Source organism: Blastococcus sp. SYSU DS0669, from assembly GCF_054050895.1.
Genome location: NZ_JBJHAE010000018.1, coordinates 14,664 through 31,757, shown reverse-complemented (window position 1 = coordinate 31,757; position 17,094 = coordinate 14,664). Strand labels below are relative to the sequence as shown.

Below are 17,094 nucleotides of genomic sequence, written 5' to 3'. Positions count from 1 at the left end.
CAACGTCCCTGATCGTGCAGCGTCCTCCCTCACCGTGGGCGCTCGGGGAGGACGCCCGATGATCAGGGGAGCTGATCATCGGGCGGGGAGGGGGCCTAGTCGAGGACGACGGCGGTGCCGGTGAGCCGGTCGTGCAGCCCGCGGCCGTTGCCGTCCACCACGAGGGCCGGCACCAGCAGCATGAGCAGGGCGGTGCGGACGACGGCGCGCCACGGCGCGAGGCGGGCGCCGGGGATCGGGTGGGCCAGCCGCATGCCGAGCACCCGGTGGCCCGGGGTCTGGCCGAAGAGGACCAGCGTGACGACGGTGAGGACGCCGAACACCAGCAGGCTCCAGTTGCCCGGGGCGGCGGGCGCGGTGAACGCCCAGGCGATCAGCGCCGAGGCGACCGCGTCGACCAGGTAGCCGCCCACGCGCCGGGTGAACGGGGCCAGCGACCCCGGCCCGGTCGCCGGCAACCCCAGGGACGCGCCCTGGGCGGGAGCCTGAGAGGGTTGACCGGCATCACTGACCATGACCGCCAGCGTAGTAAGGGACCGCCCTCCCCCACGCCTCGCTCCGCTCGGCGCGGGCCGCTGGAGGGTGGCCGCACCCGCGACACGCCCAGCGCGTTGTTACCGCCCCGAAACACTCGGGACACGGCGGGGCAACTCCCCGCTCGTAGCGTGCCGTTCGGCAGTCAGCCCACACCCGGAGGATCGATGTTCACCAGTCCCGACGAGGTCGCCGCCTACATCCGCGACAACGATGTCGAGTTCGTCGACGTCCGCTTCTGCGACCTGCCCGGCGTCATGCAGCACTTCACCATCCCCGCATCGACGTTCGGTGAGGACACGTTCAGCGAGGGCCTGGGCTTCGACGGCTCCTCGATCCGCGGGTTCCAGGCGATCAACGAGTCGGACATGCTGCTGCTGCCCGACGCCAACAGCGCGTTCGTCGACCCGTTCCGCAAGCACAAGACGCTGAACGTCAACTTCTTCATCCACGACCCGATCACGCGCGAGGCCTACAGCCGCGACCCGCGGAACGTGGCGAAGAAGGCCGAGGCCTACCTGGCCGCGAGCGGCATCGCCGACACCGCGTACTTCGGCCCCGAGGCGGAGTTCTACGTCTTCGACTCGGTGCGGTACGACACCTCGATCAACGAGGGCTACTACCACATCGACTCGGAGGAGGGCTCCTGGCGCTCGGGGGCCGGCACCGAGCTCGACGGCAGCCCCAACCGCGGCTACAAGGCCCGCCCCAAGGGCGGCTACTTCCCGGTCGAGCCCTACGACCAGCAGAGCGACCTGCGCGCCGACATGATGAAGAACCTCATCAGCGCCGGGCTGGAGCTCGAGCGGGGACACCACGAGGTGGGCACCGGCGGCCAGGCCGAGATCAACTACAAGTTCGACACGCTGCTGCGCTCGGCCGACAGCCTGATGCTGTTCAAGTACATCATCAAGAACACCGCCTGGGCCGCCGGCAAGACGGCCACCTTCATGCCCAAGCCGCTCTTCGGTGACAACGGCTCGGGCATGCACTGCCACCAGAGCCTCTGGAAGGACGGGCAGCCGCTCTTCCACGCCGAGACCGGCTACGCGGGGCTCTCCGACATGGCCCGCCACTACATCGGCGGTCTCCTGTCCCACGCCCCGTCGCTGCTGGCCTTCACCAACCCGACGGTGAACAGCTACCACCGCCTGGTGCCCGGCTACGAGGCCCCGATCAACCTCGTCTACTCGGCCCGCAACCGCTCGGCCTGCCTCCGCATCCCGATCTCCGGCGACAGCCCGAAGGCCAAGCGCATCGAGTTCCGCGTGCCCGACCCGTCGGCCAACCCCTACCTCGCCTTCTCGGCGATGATGATGGCCGGCCTCGACGGCATCAAGAACAAGATCGAGCCGCCGGCGCCGATCGACAAGGACCTCTACGAGCTGCCGCCCGAGGAGGCCCTGGGCATCGAGAAGGTGCCCGCGTCGCTGGACGCCGCGCTGGACAACCTCGAGACCGACCACGAGTACCTGATCGACGGCGGGGTGTTCACCCCCGACCTGATCGAGACGTGGATCGAGTACAAGCGGGAGTTCGAGATCGACCCGATCCGCCTGCGCCCGCACCCGCACGAGTTCGCGATGTACTACGACATCTGATCGGAGGGGGCGGCACCGCCCCTGACCTGCTCGTCGCGCGGCCCCCGCCAGGATCTCCCGGCGGGGGCCGCGCTGCCTCCGGCGCCGGCCTGCACGTACCGGCCGGCGAGCCGATCACTCCGCGGCCAGGGCCGCGGCAGCAGCTGCCGTCCCGGTTGACAGCAGCGCGAGGCGCACCCTGTGGAGCGCGTGCCACCTGTCGCGCAGGGCCACCCAGTCGTCGGGCACCCGCTGTTCGGCGACCGAGCCGTCCCAGGTGCTCAGCCGACGGTTCACCGGCTGGATCCCGCCGGCCCACACACCGAAGGCGGCCACGTCCGCGGCGAGCGCCACGGCGCCGGGCAGCCGTCTCCCGGGCTCCCGGCGCGCGAACCAGGACGCGAGGGCCAGCGCTGCCATCGCCGAGACCTCCGGCACCCCGGCGCCCACCCGGTAGGGCCCGAGGACGCGGGTGTGGAAGTGCATCAGCCGCTCAGCGGGCAGCTCCCGCTTCCCCGGCTCCTGCAGGGCGTGACCGTAGCTGAGCCCGGCCTCCACGGCCGTGGCGGTCAGGCCGGCGAGCAGTGCGACACGCAGCTTCCTCATGGAGTACCTCCGATCCGGGTCGTCACGGTGCCGGTGGGCTGCGACACCACCGGCCGCCTTCCATGGTGACGAGCCCAGCGGGCACGGGTGCAACCCGGTCAGGGGGCAGGAACCGACCGCGGCTGCCGGTGGTGTCGCCGGCCAGGAGGGACGCGCCCCGGGCCGTAGCCGCGAAGCGCGCCGCGGCGTAGCGTCCGCACCCTCAGGCGGATGCTCACCCGGCGGCCATCACCCGCTACGCGATGCGCATCCCGGTCACGGGGGGATCGTGTCGTGGGACTTGCACGCCGGAGCGCGCTGACGGCCGTGGGGGTCGTCGCCCTGCTCACCTCCTCGGCCGTCGTGACGCTGGCCGCCGGGTCGGCCGCCGACGACTGCCCGGACGTGGTGGTCGTGGGCGCGCGCGGCTCGACCGACCCGATCACCACCACCAACCGCGGCATGGGCGCGAACGTCGACTACTTCGCCGACTCCCTGGAGCGGGAGCTGACCGCACGGTACGGCGGCACGCTGGTGGTGCAGAGCCTGGCCGTCGCCCACTCCCCCACCTCCGTCGGCGTGCTCACCCCGTCGCGGACCGAACTGACCGCCCTCGCGGACCCGGCCCGGCGGGACGCGGCGATGCAGCGCTACCGGACCGGCAACCTCGGCTCCTACACCCGCAGCGTCGACCAGGGCGTGACCTCCGCCGTCGAGCAGATGTCCGCCCTGCACGCCCGCTGCGCCGACGCCGCCTTCGTCCTCGCCGGCTACTCCCAGGGCGCCATGGCGGTGCACGGGACGCTGACCCGGCTCGCGGACACCGGCCGGGGCGACGTGCTCGCGCGGGTCTCCGCGGCCGTGCTGGTCGCCGACGGGGACCGGGTGGGCCAGACGGCCGCCACGCGACGCGGCACGGCGCCGGCGACCGCGCAGGGGGTGCGCACCGCGCTCGAGCCGGTCGGGCGCGACGTCGCGGCGACGCCCCCGGTGCTCGACCTCTGCCTCGCCCGCGACATCGCCTGCGACTTCGACGCGGCCCGCCTCCTCCACGGGGGCGTCAGCCCGTCCCTGTCGGCGCTGAAGGAGGCGTCGAAGATCCACACCGGCACCGGCTACCGCCCGCTGCTCCTGCAGGCGGCGCGGGACATCGCAACCGCGATCGTCCCCGCGCCCACCCCCACGCCGACGACGTCGTCGCCCGCGCCGACCACCACGGCTCCCACCACCACTGCCCCGAGCACCACCACGACACCCACCACGACGACGACACCGACGACCACGGCCCCGACCACCACCACTGCCCCGAGCACCACCACGACGCCCCCGCCGACCGGCTCCGACGCCCTGGCCGCCTTCCGCGCCGCCCGCGCCGACAGCGCCGCCGGACGCGGCACGCTGGACGTCGTCGTCGTCGGCGACTCGGTCACCGAGGGGCGCGACGTCGGCATGGGGAACCGGTGGGTCGACGTGCTGCTGCGCCTGCTCCGGGACCGCCACCAGCCGGCCGACGTACCCGGCGGCGAGGGCTACGTGCCCGCCTACTACGCCGCCGGCGGCATGGCCGACCGCTTCACCTTCTCCGGCAGCGCCACGCTGGGCTCCCAGTACGGCTTCGGCATGCGCGCCAACCACATGCCTTCCGGCGCCGGCAACTCGATGACCACCACCTTCACCGGTACGTCGTTCGAGCTGCACTACGCCGCGAGCCTCAACACCGGCACGATCACCGTCTCCGTCGACGGCGGCCCCGGCATCCCGGTGGCGACCAACGGCGGGGGCTGGACCCCGGCCGACGGGGGCAGCTGGACCTCCCCGCCGCTCCCCCGCGGCACGCACACCGTCACCCTCACCAACACCAGCGGACGCACCGTCCTGGTGGAGGGCATCAGCGTGTACGACGGCGACGAGGCGGCCGGCGTCCGCCTCTGGGAGGCGGGCCACTCCGGCTGGCAGGCCGAGGACTACGCCAACCGCCCCACGGCGCCGCAGCACGGTCAGGCCGTCGCGGCCGCCGCGCCGCACCTGGTCGTGGTTGCGCTGGGCTACAACGACGTGGTCGCCGGGTTCACGGCCGCCCAGTTCCGGGAGTACCTCACCGCGACCGTCGCGCACCTCCTCGGCCCGGACGTCGGCCCCGACCCGTCGGTCGTGGTCGTCGGCTACCCGCGGCGCACCGACGTCACGGCCGCCGCGTGGCAGGCCTACCTCGACGCCATGGCCGGCGTCGCGGCCGAGCAGGGCTACGCCTTCGCCGACCTCTCCACGATCCCGAACTTCGGGATGTCCGGCGACGGGGTCCACCCGACCGCGACCGGCCACGCGCAGCTCGCCGAGGCGCTCGACCGCTTCCTGGCCGCCGGCTGAGGCGCGCCGGCCTCAGGTCCGCATCGAGCCGGCGTCCTCCGGCGGGCGGCCGGTGACCAGCCCCACGGTGGTCTCGGCCAGGCCGTAGACCGTCAGCACCACCGCGATGAGCGCGGCCGGTGGCACGACCACCGGCGCCGCGACCAGCGAGATGGCCAGCACCCCGGGCGCGCTGCTCCACCACCCCCTCCCCCGGACCGGGTGCCCGAAGGTTCCCCACCGCACGGCGCACCACTTCAGCCAGCGGCGCAGCACCGGCACCCCGCTCTCCCGCAGCACCCGCCGGAAGATGCCGTCGGCCTCACGCGGGCTCACCGCCCCGCTGGCGATACCCGCGGTGACCAGCCAGTCGTGCAGGATCGCCGCGGCGGTGCAGCGCCCGAAGCGCGGCACCAGCCAGACCACGACGCGGGGCACCGTCGGAAGTCGGTGGGGGCGGCCGGCACGACGAACCGGTCGCGGTCGCCCCGGTACACCAGCGGCTCGACCACCGACCAGCGGACGTCGTCCAGGCGGCGGACGACGACGTCGTCGGACTGGAACGGCACGGGCGGATCGTGCCAACCCAGCCGCCGGGCGCGCTCAGATCCTCCGGCGCACCGCCCGCTCCGCCGCGGCGCGGATCCGGCCGGCGTTCGCCGACAGCACCCGGTCGAGCACGCGGTTGACCGGGGCCATCTCGCCCAGCCGGGCCAGCCCCGACCAGCGGGGGACGGCGATCGTCCGCCCCCGGTCCGAGACCAGGCACTCGGCCACCCGGTCGGCGACCCGGTCCGGCGAGATGCCGCGGGACAGCCGCCCGCGCGCGTCGGCGTCCGACTCAGGGGCGTGGCCGTGGCCGCGTGCCAGCCACTCGGTCTGGACGAAGAAGGGGTTCACCGTGTGCACGCGGATCCCCCGGGTGGTCACCTCCCGCCGCAGCCCCGTCACGAACCCGTGCACCCCGGCCTTGGTCGCCGAGTAGACGGTCAGCGGCGGCACCTGCGACCAGGCGGCCACCGAGGACACCGTGACGACGTCGGCCCGTCCCCGCTCGGCGGCCGACCGCAGGAGGTGCGGCAGCGCCAGCCGGGTCAGGTCGACGACAGCGGTCAGGTTGGTGGCGACGATGCCCTCCACCACCTCCCCCGGCGTGTCCTCCACCAGGCCCGCCCAGCCGAGCCCGGCGTTGTTGACGACGGCGTCGAGGCGGCCGTGCTCGGCCAGCACCCGGTCCACCAGGGCGGCGCGGTCGGCGGCATCGGCGACGTCGGCCTCCGCGGTGGTGACCCCGGGCAGGCCCGCCACCGCCTCCCGCAGCCGTTCGCCGTCGCGGGCGCAGGTCACCACGCGGGCGCCGTCCCCGGCGAGCCGGGCGACCGTGGAGCGGCCGATGCCGGCGCTCCCGCCGGTGACGAGGACGACGCGGTCGGACAGCGATGTCATGGGCGCCTCCTACCCCCGGGCGACATCACACCCACCGGTGCATCGTTTCCCGGGCCGCTGGGCATGCTGCTGATCATGCGCCTGCCCGAACCCCGCGGCCCGCTCACCGACGCCCTCGCCCGCGACCTGGCCACCCGCCCCGCCCTGTCGGCGGCGACGCGGGAGTGCGCCGAGCGCCTCGCCGTCGACCCCGCCGGCGCGCTCGTCGACGACGACCTGCAGCTCGCGCTCGCCGTCTGCTACGAGCTGCACTACCGCGGCTTCGACGAGGTCTCCGAGGACTGGGAGTGGGACCCGGAGCTGCTCCGCCTGCGGGCCGGGCTGGAGCGGCGCCACCTCGCCGCTCTGCAGGAGCTCGTCGGCGACGTCCCCGACACCGGGGACCCGATCGACCGGCAGCTGACCACCCTCATCGCGGCGGACGACAGCCCCTCGCTCTCGGCCTACATGGCCAAGCACGGCACGCTGGAGCAGTGGCGGGAGTACCTCGTCCTCCGATCGGTCTACCACCTCAAGGAGGCCGACCCGCACACCTTCGCCGTCCCCCGCCTCTCCGGCCGCACGAAGGCCGCCATGGTCGAGATCCAGGCCGACGAGTACGGCGGCGGGTCGGCCGAGCGCATGCACAGCGAGCTGTTCGCCGGGCTCATGCGCGACCTGGACCTCGACGCCGGCTACGGGGCGCTCTGGGACGACGCCCCCGCGGTGGCGTTCGCCTCGGTCAACACGATGTCGCTGTTCGGGCTGCACCGCCGCTGGCGGGGCGCGGCGCTGGGGCACCTGGCCACGGTGGAGATGACCTCCTCCGAGCCGAGCCGCCGGTACTCGGCCGGGCTTCGCCGGCTCGGCTTCGACGGGCGGACCACCGTCTTCTACGACGAGCACGTGGAGGCCGACGCGGTGCACGAGCAGATCGCGTCGGTGGACATGTGCGGCTCGCTGGTGGCCACCGAGCCGGAGCTGGTGCCCGACGTGCTCTTCGGGGCGGCCAGCTCGCTGGCCATGGACGGCCTGGCGGCGACCCACCTGCTGGGCGCCTGGGAGGCCGGCCGCACCGGGCTGCACCGGCGCCCGGCCCTCGCGGCCTGAGGGGGCGCGCCGTCAGCCGGCCGGCACGGCCTCGTCGCGCTCGGCGGCGGCGGTGCGGTTGCGGGTGATCAGCCACCCGAACGCCGCGGCGACGGGGAACATCAGCACCCCGTAGACCGCGGCGGGCACGGCCAGCTCGACGCTGTCCAGCACGCTGATGGCGACCGCGATGGCCAGCGTGCTGTTGTGGATCCCGATCTCGAAGGAGCTGGCGATCGCCTGCCTCCGCCGCACGCCGAGCAGCCGCGGCACCGTGAACCCGATGGCCAGGCTGCAGAGGCAGAAGACCAGCGCCGGCAGGCCGACGTCGCGCAGGTAGCCCCCGATGTTCTCCCGCTCGGCCAGCATGGTGCCGACGATGACCAGCGCCAGGACCACCGCCGAGAGGATGCGCACCGGCTTGTCGGAGCGGTCGGCGAAGCCCGGGGCCGACCGGCGCACCAGCATGCCGAGGGCAACGGGGACGAGCACGATCGCGAAGACCTGCAGCGTCTTGCCGAACTGCAGCCCCAGGCTGCCGGCGTCGGCCGGGTCGAACCACGCGATCGCCAGGTTGGTGACCACCGGCAGGGTGACGACGGCGATGACCGAGTTGAGCGCCGTGAGGCTGATGTTGAGCGCCACGTCCCCCCGGTAGAGGTGGCTGAACAGGTTCGCCGTGGTGCCACCGGGCGAGGCGGCGAGCAGCAGCATGCCGACCGCCAGCAGCGGGGGCAGGTCGAACAGCAGCACCAGCCCGAAGCAGAGCACCGGCAGCGCGAGCAGCTGGAGGGCCAGGGCGATCACGACCGCCTTGGGCTGCCGGGCGATGCGGGCGAAGTCGTCGGTGGTGAGCGAGAGCCCCAGGCCGAACATGACGACGGCGAGCGCCAGCGGCAGCGCGACGGCGGTGAGCGCGGAATCCATGGGTCCTCCGATCGGGCACCGGCCGGGGAGCCCGCCGGCGAGACGTCCCGCGCATCCTGTGCGATCGGGGTCACGGAAGGCAACCGACCCGCCCGGAGGCTGGTCAGTCCTCCCGACGCGCCTCGCGGAGGAGCTGGGCGGGCCGTGGCCGGCTCGGCGCGCTGGGCGCGGAGAACCCGGAGCGCTTGTGCGAGCCGTCGCAGAAGGGCTTGATGCCCGACTTGCCGCACCGGCACAGCGCGATGGTCTCGCGCCCGGGGTCGATCTCGGCGCCGTCCTGGTCCTGCAGCCGGAAGTTGCCGCGCACGATCAGCGGCCCGTCCCGGTAGGGCGTGATCGTGGCGCCCTCCGCGCGTTCCTCGCCGGGACCGAGGGCTGCGGTGGGGTCCTCGGACGGCTCGGGCTCGGCCGTTGGTGATGGTGACACGCACCCCAGCATGCCCCGCCGCCACTCGGGCGCGACCCGGCGGTCACCCATCGGTGGTCAGCCGCCGTCCGGGAAGGTCAGCGAGCCGACCATGCGGTCCAGCACCTCGACGTTGCGCGGGTAGTCGAACCGCGGGAGCCCCACCGTGTCGGCGACGAGGGTGCGCGGTTCGCCGCCCTGGCTCCCGAGGTCGACGACGTAGCTGGTGATCGGGACCCCTTCGGGCCAGAGCCCCTCGCCCGCCGTGACCTTCTCGATCCGCACGGCCGGCCGGTCGTCGACCGTGACCTCCTCCCGGCTCAGCTCCTCCCCGGCCCCGGTGGAGGCCACCTGGTCGAACGGGATGCCCTCCACCCGCAGGCTCACCGGGGCCACCCGGGCGTCCGAGGCCGGCGGCAGGGTGAACGACTCGGGGGCGAAGCGGGAGCAGGCCGGCACCTGCGTCCCCGGGTTCACCGACCACTCCTCCGGATAGGAGATCGCGAAGCCGACCGGGCTCTCGCAGCGCTCGGCGAGGGCGACCGGCTCCGCGGGCTCCTCGTCGAGCAGGTCGATGACGATCCGTTGCGGCGAGCTCAGGGGCGCGACGGCGAACGGGCGCCGCGCGTCCAGACCGGCGAAGAACGTGTACCGGCCCTCGAACACCGTGTCCCCGACCAGCGTGTCGAGCACCGTCGCGTCGGGGACCGACTGCCGCTCGGGCCCCTCCCACGCCTCCGCGTCCGAGGGCGCGTCGCCCGGGAGCGCGATGTTGGTCAGCGTGATGCCGAGGACGGCGTCCCCGGGCACCTCGACCTCCGCTCCCGACCCCTGCGACCGCGGATCACCGGTGTAGGCCACCCGCCAGCCGGCCTCTCCCTCGCCCGCCAGCTCGAAGACGATGCGGTCGAACCCGTCGTGGGTGCCCAGCCGCACGTCGGTCACGGTGACGGGCGGCCCGTCGCCCGTGGCGATGGACGCGTCGGTGTCCCCCTCCCCGACGGGCTCCTGCTCCGCCGAGGTGTCCTCGGGCGGGGGCGAGGTGGTGGTGGGCGACGCGGTCGGGGCCGCATCGGTCGGCGGCTCCTCGTCGGTCCCGCAGGCGGCGGTGAGGAGCACGGCCGCGCAGACCCCGGCGGGGAGGAGGCGCATGGCTGGTCCTGACTGGAGTCGGGCAGGGAGTCCCTGACCCCATTGCCAGATCCTTCGGGCGCGAACCATCGAACGGGCGACGCCACCGGATCGTCATGCGGGTCCGGCGGCACCGCCCGGGGCCGGCTGCCCGTAGAAGACCTGCTCGACGACCGTGCGCGCGTGCCGGGTGGTGCGGCGGTAGTCGTCGAGGAACTGGCCGGGTTCGTCGTCGGGGCCGTACCCGCAGGCACGGGCGACCCCGCCGAGCTCGAGGCCCGGCCGCGGCAGCTGGTCGCTGGGGCGGCCGCGCACGAGGAAGATCGCGTTGCGCGCCCGGGTGGCCAGCTCCCACGCCGCGCTCAGTGCCTCCGCCTGCTCCTCCGGCAGCAGCCCCTCCGCCGCGAGCGCGGCCAGCGCCTCGACGGTGGAGGCCACCCGGAGCGCCGGCACCCGGGCGGCGTGCTGGAGCTGGAGCAGCTGGACGGTCCACTCGACGTCGGCCAGCCCGCCGCGGCCGAGCTTGGTGTGGGTGGCGGGGTCGGCGCCGCGTGGCAGCCGCTCCCGCTCCACCCGCGCCTTGATCCGGCGGATCTCGGCGACCTGCTCGGCGGTGAGCCCCTCCGACGGATATCGCACCGGGTCGACCAGGGCGACGAACTCCGCGCCCAGCGCCTCGTCGCCGGCCACGGGCACGGCACGCAGCAGCGCCTGCACCTCCCACACCGACACCCAGCGCTCGTAGTACTCGCGGAAGGCCGGGAGGCTGCGCACCAGCGCGCCCTGCCGCCCCTCGGGCCGCAGGTCGGCGTCGACCTCGAAGGCCGGGTCGGGTGCCGGTTCGGACAGCAGCCGCCGCAGCGTGTGGGCGACGGCGTTCGCGGCGGCCGTGGCCTTCGCCTCGTCCGAGCCCGGCCGCGGCCGGTGGACGAACAGGACGTCCGCGTCGGAACCGAAGCCCAGCTCACCGCCGCCCAGCCGCCCCATGCCGATGACGGCGAGGTCCATGGGCAGGTCGGCGACGTCGACGCGGGCCTCCTGGGCGTGCGCCCGCAGGGCGGCGTCGAGCCCGGCCTGCAGCGTGGCGGCGGCGACGTCGGTGAGCGCCCGGCCCACCCGGTGCACGTCCAGCCGGCCCAGCAGGCTCGCGGCCGCGATGCGCAGCAGCTCCTGGCGGCGCAGCCCGCGGATGACCCGCACCCCCGCCTGCGGGTCGGGGGCCCGGCGGGCCGCCTGCCGCCACGCCTTGGCCAGGGTGGCCGCCGACCGCGGCTCCAGCTCCGCGTCGTCGGCGAGCAGGCGCAGCGCCTCCGGCGTGCGGGTGAGCAGCGAGGCGACGTACTGGCTGGAGCCCAGCAGCTGGGCCAGCCGCTCGGCGACCTGCCCCTCGTCGCGCAGCAGGCGGAGGAACCACTGGTTCCCGCCCAGCGCCTCGCTCACCTGCCGGTAGGCCAGCAGCCCGGCGTCCGGGTCGGGGCAGGAGGCGAAGGTCTGCAGCAGCACCGGCAGCAGGTACTTCTGCATCGAAGCCGACCGGGAGACCCCGCCGGTCAGGGCCGCCAGGTGGCGGAGCGCCCCCTCCGGGTCGGCGAAGCCCAGGGCCCGCAGCCAGTCACCGGCCGCCTTCGACCCCAGGTGCAGGTGCTCGCCCGGGACGCGGGCCACCGCCGACAGCAGCGGCCGGTAGAAGAGCTTCTCGTGCAGCCGGCGCACCTCGCGGGTGTGCAGCGCGAGCTCCGCCCGCAGCACGTCGACGGCGTCGCCGCGGTGGTCGGGCTTGTACCCCAGCGAGCGGGCCAGCCAGCGCAGCTGCTGCTCGTCGGTGGGCAGCAGGTGGGTCCGGCGCAACCGGAGGAGCTGCAGCCGGTGCTCGACGGTGCGCAGGAAGCGGTAGGACGCGATCAGCGTCGCGGCGTCCTCGCGGCCGACGTAGCCGCCGGCCGACAGCGCCAGCAGCGCCGGCAGCGTGCCGCCGACCCGCAGGGTGGCGTCGGCGCGGCCGTGCACCAGCTGCAGCAGCTGGACGGCGAACTCGACGTCGCGCAGCCCCCCGCGGCCGAGCTTCAGCTCCCGCTCGGCCTGGGCGGGCGGGATGTTGGCCTCCACCCGGCGGCGCATCGCCTGCACCTGGCCGACGAACCCGGGCCGGTCGCCGGCCTTCCAGACCAGCGGCCACAGCGCGTCGACGTAGCCGCGCCCCAGGTGCGGGTCGCCGGCGACCGGGCGCATCTTCAGCAGCGCCTGGAACTCCCAGGTGTCGGCCCACTGCTCGTAGTAGGCCGCGTGCCCCGCCACGGTGCGCACCAGCGCGCCCGCCTTCCCCTCGGGGCGCAGCGCCGCGTCGACCTCCCAGGCCGCCTCCCGGCAGATGCGCATGAGGGAGGCCGCGACCCGCGTGGCGCCGGCGAGCGCCTGCGGCTCGGGGGCACCGGGGTCGACCGGCTCCGCCACGAACACCACGTCGACGTCGCTGACGTAGTTCAGCTCCCGCCCGCCGGTCTTGCCCAGGGCGATGACCGCCAGCCGGCAGGCGGCCGTGTCCCGCGGCTGCTCGGCGACGGCGAGCGCCAGCCCGGCGGTGAGCACGGCGGCGGCGATGTCGGCCAGCTCCGCGGCGGCGTCCTCGGCCGGCACGCCGTCGGCCAGGTCGCGCCCGGCCAGCGAGAGGATCGCCCGGCGGTAGGCGTGCCGCAGCGCCGCGATCCGCGAGGGTCCGGCGTCGGGGGCGGCGGAGCCCAGCCGGACGCCCCACGGCGGGTCGTCGGGGTCGGCGCCGACCGCGGCCAGCATCTGCTGCTCCAGCCCGTGCGGGGTGGGCCGGCTGGGGCCGTTGGCGTCGTCGAGCACCTCCCAGTCCAGCGGGTAGGCGGCGAGGTGGTCGGCCAGCCCGGAGCTCGCGCCCAGGACGGCGAGCAGGCGGCCGCGCAGGTGGCCGGAGCCGCGCAGCCGGGCCAGCAGCGTGGCGGCCGCGCCCCCGGTGTCGTCCTCGGCGTCCAGCGCCTCGACCAGCCGGTGGAGCGAGCGGACGGCGAGGTCGGGGTCGCCCGCGCGGGCCAGCGCCGCGACGACCGGCCCCGCCTCCGGGTCGGCCGGCTCGTTGCGGTCGAGATCCCAGAGCCCGAGCGCCGGGTCCGACAGCAGCCGCGCCGCGCGTTCGCCCTCCTCGAAGCCGAACCGGACGAGGCGGACCACCGCTCGCCGCGGGACCTCCGCCTGCGGCACGCTCACGCGCCCACCTGCGCCCGGGAGCGGACCAGGTCGGCGAAGCGCCCGGCGAACGGGCGCCACGCCTCGGCGACGTCGTCGTGCGCCGCGGCGGCCCGGGCGCACAGCGTCTCGACGTCGAGCGGGCTGGCCGCCACGCCGACCGGGTCGCTCGCGGCCCAGGCCCTCACCATCTCCGGCGTCGTCTCGATGTGGAACTGCAGCCCGTAGACGGCGGTGCCGACCCGGTAGGCCTGGTGCGGGTAGTGCGGGTTGCCGGCGAGCAGGGTCGCTCCCGCAGGCAGCTCGGAGATCTCGTCGTGGTGCCACTGGATGACGTCCGGCGAGAGCGGCAGCGGGCGGAACACGGGGTCGGCGTCGGCGGCGTCCCGCTTGGCGACCAGCGTCGCGCCGACCTCGGGCCCGTCCACGCCGACCCGGGTCCGGCCGCCGCCGACCTGGGCCAGCAGCTGGGCGCCCAGGCAGACGGCGAGCGTGGGCAGGTCGGCGGCGAGCGCCTGCCGGAGCAGCTCGCGCACGCCGACGAGCTCGGGGCTGGTCGCCTCGTCGTCCATCGACGACTGCGGCCCGCCCATCACCAGCAGTCCGTCGTAGCCGTCGAGGGTCGGCGGCAGCGGCTGCCCGAGCCCGAGCCGGCGCTCGTCGAGCTCCAGCCCGGCGTCGCGCAGCCACTCCCCCAGCCGAGCCGGCGGATCGGTCTCGCTGGGGACGACGACGAGCAGGTGGGCCACCGTCGCAGCCTAACGAGCGCCTGCGGAGGCAAGCCTGGAACGGCCTCGTCGCAGGGTCCCGTGCCGAGTCCGCTAGTTCGGGGGGCGACGAGGTCCTTCTAGAGCCCGGGGAGGTAGCGCCTCAGCTCGAACGGCGTGACGTTCTGCCGGTAGGAGTTGAACTCCTCCCACTTGTTGCGGAGGAAGAACTGGAACACGTGCTCCCCGAGGGTCTCGGCGACCAGTTCGCTGCCCTGCATCGCGGTCAGCGCCTCGCCGAGGCTCACCGGCAGGTCCTCGTACCCGGCCGCGCGCCGCTCGGTGTCGGTGAGCGACCAGACGTCGTCCTCGGCCTCCGGCGGCAGCTCGTAGCCCTTCTCGATGCCGCGCAGCCCGGCGGCCAGCAGCACCGCGAAGGTGAGGTAGGGGTTGCAGGCGGAGTCCGGCGAGCGGACCTCGACCCGGGCCGACTGGGCCTTGCTCGGCTTGTAGCTCGGCAGGCGGACCAGCGCGGAGCGGTTGGCCCGGCCCCAGGTCGCCGCGGTGGGCGCCTCGGTCCCGGCCAGCAGGCGCCGGTAGGAGTTCACCGTCTGGTTGGTGATGGCGGTGACCTCGCGGGCGTGGGTCAGCAGGCCGGCGATGAACTGCTTGCCGGTCGTGGAGAGCCGCATGGGGTCGGCCGGGTCGTGGAAGGCGTTGCGGTCGCCCTCGAAGAGCGACAGGTGGGTGTGCATCGCCGAGCCCGCCAGCTCGGTGAAGGGCTTGGGCATGAAGGTCGCGTGGACGCCCTGGGCCAGCGCCACCTCCCGGACGACGTGCCGCAGGGTCATGATGTTGTCGGCCATGGAGAGCGCGTCGGCGTAGCGCAGGTCGATCTCCTGCTGGCCCGGCGCGACCTCGTGGTGGCTGAACTCGACCGAGATCCCCATCGCCTCGAGCGCGAACACCGCCTCGCGCCGGAAGTCGTGCGCCACGTTGTGCGTGGAGAGGTCGAAGTAGCCGCCGGTGTCGGCCGGCTGCGGCGGGGTGCCGTCGGTGGGCAGGTCCCGGAGCAGGAAGAACTCGATCTCCGGGTGCGTGTAGAAGGTGAACCCCATGTCCCCGGCCTTGGCGAGCGCCCGGCGCAGCACGTGGCGCGGGTCGGCCCACGACGGCGAGCCGTCGGGCAGGGTGATGTCGCAGAACATCCGGGCGGTGTCGCTGGGCCGGCCCTCGCGCGCCGGCATCACCTGGAAGGTGCCGGGATCGGGCTTGGCCAGCATGTCCGACTCGTAGACCCGGGCGAAGCCCTCGATCGCCGAGCCGTCGAAGCCGATGCCTTCGGCGAACGCCGCCTCGATCTCCGCCGGTGCCACCGCGACGGCCTTGAGGTAGCCGGAGACGTCGGTGAACCACAGCCGCACGAAGCGGATGTCGCGCTCTTCCAGGGTCCGCAGGACGAACTCCTGCTGTCGGTCCATGCCGGCCATGATCCAGTCCGCTCGTTTCGGGAGTGTGACGTCGGCGCAAGCCTGCCCCGTCCGGGCGATCCGCACACCGTCCTGCGCCACGGACGACGACGTGTCGCGGTCGGCGGCGCCCGGTCAGCCGGGCGGGTGCCAGTCAGGGGGGCTGAGCACCGCCGCCATCCGGCTCAGCTCCGCCCGGTGCAGCGAGGCGAGCCGGCCCAGGATCTCCTCGCCCGCCGCGGTGAGCACCACCCGCACCGCGCGCGCGTCGTCGGGGTGCGCTGTCCGCCCGACGAGGTCCTGCTTCTGGGCGCGGTCGACCAGCTCGACCACGCTGTGGTGGCGCAGCTGCAGCCGGTCGGCCAGCTCGCGGACCGTGGCCCAGTCCCGCTCGGGGAACCCCTTGAGCGCCAGGAGCAGCTGGTACTGCTGCGGCGTGAGCCCGTGCCGGCGCACGACCTCCTCGCTGAACCGCAGGTAGCGCCGGATGCCGAACCGGAACCGGGCCAGCGCCTCGAAGTCGGCCTTGCTCAGGGGCGCCGGGTCGCAGTTCTCACCCGTCGCCGTCACCGCGCCATCACATCACGGCGCCGCGCGCAGAGGTCTGGCGACTTCTATCGTGCCGCGATACGTTCGGCCTCGTCCCGGGCGGGCTCCGCCCGGGCGTCGGCGAGGAGGACCTCGTGCGCGGACAGCCCGGCGGACCGGCGCGGGAGCGGCCATGAGCACCCGCCCGGGCTCCCCGCTGGTCGTCGTCCGGGTCACCGCCACCTCCGAGGACGCCGTCGACTGGGCGGCGGCCGAGGCCTCGATCCGCGGCCTGCCGCTGCGGCTGGTGCACCCGGTGAGCAGCACGGCCGAGGCGCTGGAGGCCGCGGCGTCCCGGGCCCGCGCGGTCGACGGTGGCCTCGCGGTCGAGAGCTCCCGGGTCAGCGGGCCGGCCCGCCGCGCGTTGCTGCGGGAGAGCCGCACGGCAGCCCTGCTGGTGCTCGGCGCCCCTGCTCGCGCGACGCTGACCCGGGTGCTGACCGCGCATGCGCCCCTGCGGCTCGCGGCCGCCGCCGCGTGCCCGGTCACGGTGGTCCGCGCCCTTCCTCGTGCCACCGATCCGCGGTCGGCACCTCGCGTGGTGGTCGGGATCGACGGCACGCGGTCCTCCGGGGCGGCCCTCGGCTTCGCCGTCCGGGCGGCCCGCCGACGGGGCCTCCCCCTCGTCGTCCTGCACGCGTGGACCGCCGACGCCCCCGCGGACCTCGAGGGGGTGTGCGCCTCCCGCGTCGTCACCGAGGCCGGCGCCGTCGGGCTGGTGGACCGGACGATCGCACCGTGGCGGGAGGAGTTCCCCGACGTCCCCGTGACCGCGGACGTCTGCTGCGGGGACGCCGCCGCCGCGCTCGTCGCGGCGTCCGACGGCGCCGCGCTCGTCGTCCTGGGGACCCCGGGCCGACGACGGCTGGCCGGGAACCTCCGGCCGGTGGGGCTGCGGGTGCTGGCCGGGGTCGCCGGCCCGGTCGTCGTCGTCGGCCACGAGGGACGTGGGACGCAGCCGAGCCGGCGGGGACTGCGCAGCGTCGCGGGCCGCTGACCGGCATCCTGCTGCCATGGCCGACGACCCTGCTCCCGGGGGCGGCTGGGCGCCGACCTGCGCACCGAGGTGGTCGCCTTCTGGCGACCGTGACCACCGGCCC

General features: G+C 74.9%; 15 protein-coding genes. 4 read left to right on the top strand and 11 right to left on the bottom strand.

Annotation, left to right across the window (positions count from 1 at the left end):
• Positions 1 to 95 precede the first annotated feature (95 nt).
• Positions 96 to 515 (bottom strand): RDD family protein, encoded by a 420-nt coding sequence (locus ACI792_RS16270; RefSeq protein ID WP_456603504.1) that lies wholly within the window; start codon positions 513 to 515, stop codon positions 96 to 98.
• A 186-nt stretch (positions 516 to 701) separates the two neighbouring features.
• Here ACI792_RS16270 and glnA (ACI792_RS16265) point away from each other — a divergent pair, with 186 nt between their 5' ends.
• Positions 702 to 2,135, top strand: a complete 1,434-nt coding sequence (gene glnA / locus ACI792_RS16265; protein WP_456603503.1) for a type I glutamate--ammonia ligase — start codon at positions 702 to 704, stop codon at positions 2,133 to 2,135.
• A gap of 114 nt (positions 2,136 to 2,249) precedes the next feature.
• Here glnA (ACI792_RS16265) and ACI792_RS16260 read toward each other — a convergent pair whose 3' ends face one another.
• Positions 2,250 to 2,720: an anthrone oxygenase family protein gene (locus tag ACI792_RS16260; RefSeq protein ID WP_456603502.1), complete on the bottom strand. Its 471-nt coding sequence runs from the start codon at positions 2,718 to 2,720 to the stop codon at positions 2,250 to 2,252.
• A gap of 273 nt (positions 2,721 to 2,993) precedes the next feature.
• Between ACI792_RS16260 and ACI792_RS16255 the strand changes: the two genes are divergently transcribed.
• The gene (locus ACI792_RS16255) at positions 2,994 to 5,066 is read left to right on the top strand and encodes a GDSL-type esterase/lipase family protein (RefSeq protein ID WP_456603501.1); all 2,073 of its coding nucleotides are present in this window, start codon (positions 2,994 to 2,996) and stop codon (positions 5,064 to 5,066) included.
• A 12-nt stretch (positions 5,067 to 5,078) separates the two neighbouring features.
• Here the strand turns inward: ACI792_RS16255 and ACI792_RS16250 are convergent, their stop codons facing one another.
• Together ACI792_RS16250 and ACI792_RS16245 are read right to left on the bottom strand one after the other, a co-directional pair.
• Positions 5,079 to 5,483, bottom strand: a complete 405-nt coding sequence (locus ACI792_RS16250; RefSeq protein ID WP_456603500.1) for a DUF1353 domain-containing protein — start codon at positions 5,481 to 5,483, stop codon at positions 5,079 to 5,081.
• Between the two features lie 165 nt (positions 5,484 to 5,648).
• Positions 5,649 to 6,491, bottom strand: a complete 843-nt coding sequence (locus tag ACI792_RS16245) for an SDR family NAD(P)-dependent oxidoreductase (protein ID WP_456603499.1) — start codon at positions 6,489 to 6,491, stop codon at positions 5,649 to 5,651.
• Between the two features lie 75 nt (positions 6,492 to 6,566).
• Here ACI792_RS16245 and ACI792_RS16240 point away from each other — a divergent pair, with 75 nt between their 5' ends.
• Entirely contained in the window at positions 6,567 to 7,580 is a 1,014-nt protein-coding gene (locus ACI792_RS16240; protein ID WP_456603498.1) for an iron-containing redox enzyme family protein, read from the top strand.
• Between the two features lie 12 nt (positions 7,581 to 7,592).
• Here ACI792_RS16240 and ACI792_RS16235 read toward each other — a convergent pair whose 3' ends face one another.
• The 7 genes from ACI792_RS16235 to ACI792_RS16205 all read right to left on the bottom strand — a co-directional run bounded on the left by ACI792_RS16235 (position 7,593) and on the right by ACI792_RS16205 (position 15,976).
• Positions 7,593 to 8,486 carry a bile acid:sodium symporter family protein gene (locus tag ACI792_RS16235; protein ID WP_456603497.1) on the bottom strand — a complete coding sequence of 298 codons (894 nt, stop codon included), beginning with the start codon at positions 8,484 to 8,486 and terminating at the stop codon, positions 7,593 to 7,595.
• Positions 8,487 to 8,589: 103 nt separating this feature from the next.
• On the bottom strand, positions 8,590 to 8,913 hold the full coding sequence (locus ACI792_RS16230; RefSeq protein ID WP_456603496.1) for a CDGSH iron-sulfur domain-containing protein: 324 nt from the start codon (positions 8,911 to 8,913) through the stop codon (positions 8,590 to 8,592).
• Positions 8,914 to 8,970: 57 nt separating this feature from the next.
• On the bottom strand, positions 8,971 to 10,044 hold the full coding sequence (locus ACI792_RS16225; protein WP_456603495.1) for an AMIN-like domain-containing (lipo)protein: 1,074 nt from the start codon (positions 10,042 to 10,044) through the stop codon (positions 8,971 to 8,973).
• Between the two features lie 93 nt (positions 10,045 to 10,137).
• Positions 10,138 to 13,251: a bifunctional [glutamine synthetase] adenylyltransferase/[glutamine synthetase]-adenylyl-L-tyrosine phosphorylase gene (locus tag ACI792_RS16220; protein ID WP_456603494.1), complete on the bottom strand. Its 3,114-nt coding sequence runs from the start codon at positions 13,249 to 13,251 to the stop codon at positions 10,138 to 10,140.
• The gene (locus ACI792_RS16215) at positions 13,248 to 13,979 is read right to left on the bottom strand and encodes a type 1 glutamine amidotransferase (RefSeq protein ID WP_456603493.1); all 732 of its coding nucleotides are present in this window, start codon (positions 13,977 to 13,979) and stop codon (positions 13,248 to 13,250) included. The genes ACI792_RS16220 and ACI792_RS16215 overlap by 4 nt, the downstream gene beginning before the upstream one ends.
• A 98-nt stretch (positions 13,980 to 14,077) precedes the next feature.
• The gene (glnA, locus tag ACI792_RS16210; RefSeq protein ID WP_456581864.1) at positions 14,078 to 15,418 is read right to left on the bottom strand and encodes a type I glutamate--ammonia ligase; all 1,341 of its coding nucleotides are present in this window, start codon (positions 15,416 to 15,418) and stop codon (positions 14,078 to 14,080) included.
• A gap of 123 nt (positions 15,419 to 15,541) precedes the next feature.
• Positions 15,542 to 15,976 (bottom strand): MarR family winged helix-turn-helix transcriptional regulator, encoded by a 435-nt coding sequence (locus ACI792_RS16205; protein WP_456603492.1) that lies wholly within the window; start codon positions 15,974 to 15,976, stop codon positions 15,542 to 15,544.
• 151 nt (positions 15,977 to 16,127) lie between these two features.
• Here ACI792_RS16205 and ACI792_RS16200 point away from each other — a divergent pair, with 151 nt between their 5' ends.
• Entirely contained in the window at positions 16,128 to 16,991 is an 864-nt protein-coding gene (locus ACI792_RS16200; protein WP_456603491.1) for a universal stress protein, read from the top strand.
• Positions 16,992 to 17,094: the final 103 nt, after the last annotated feature.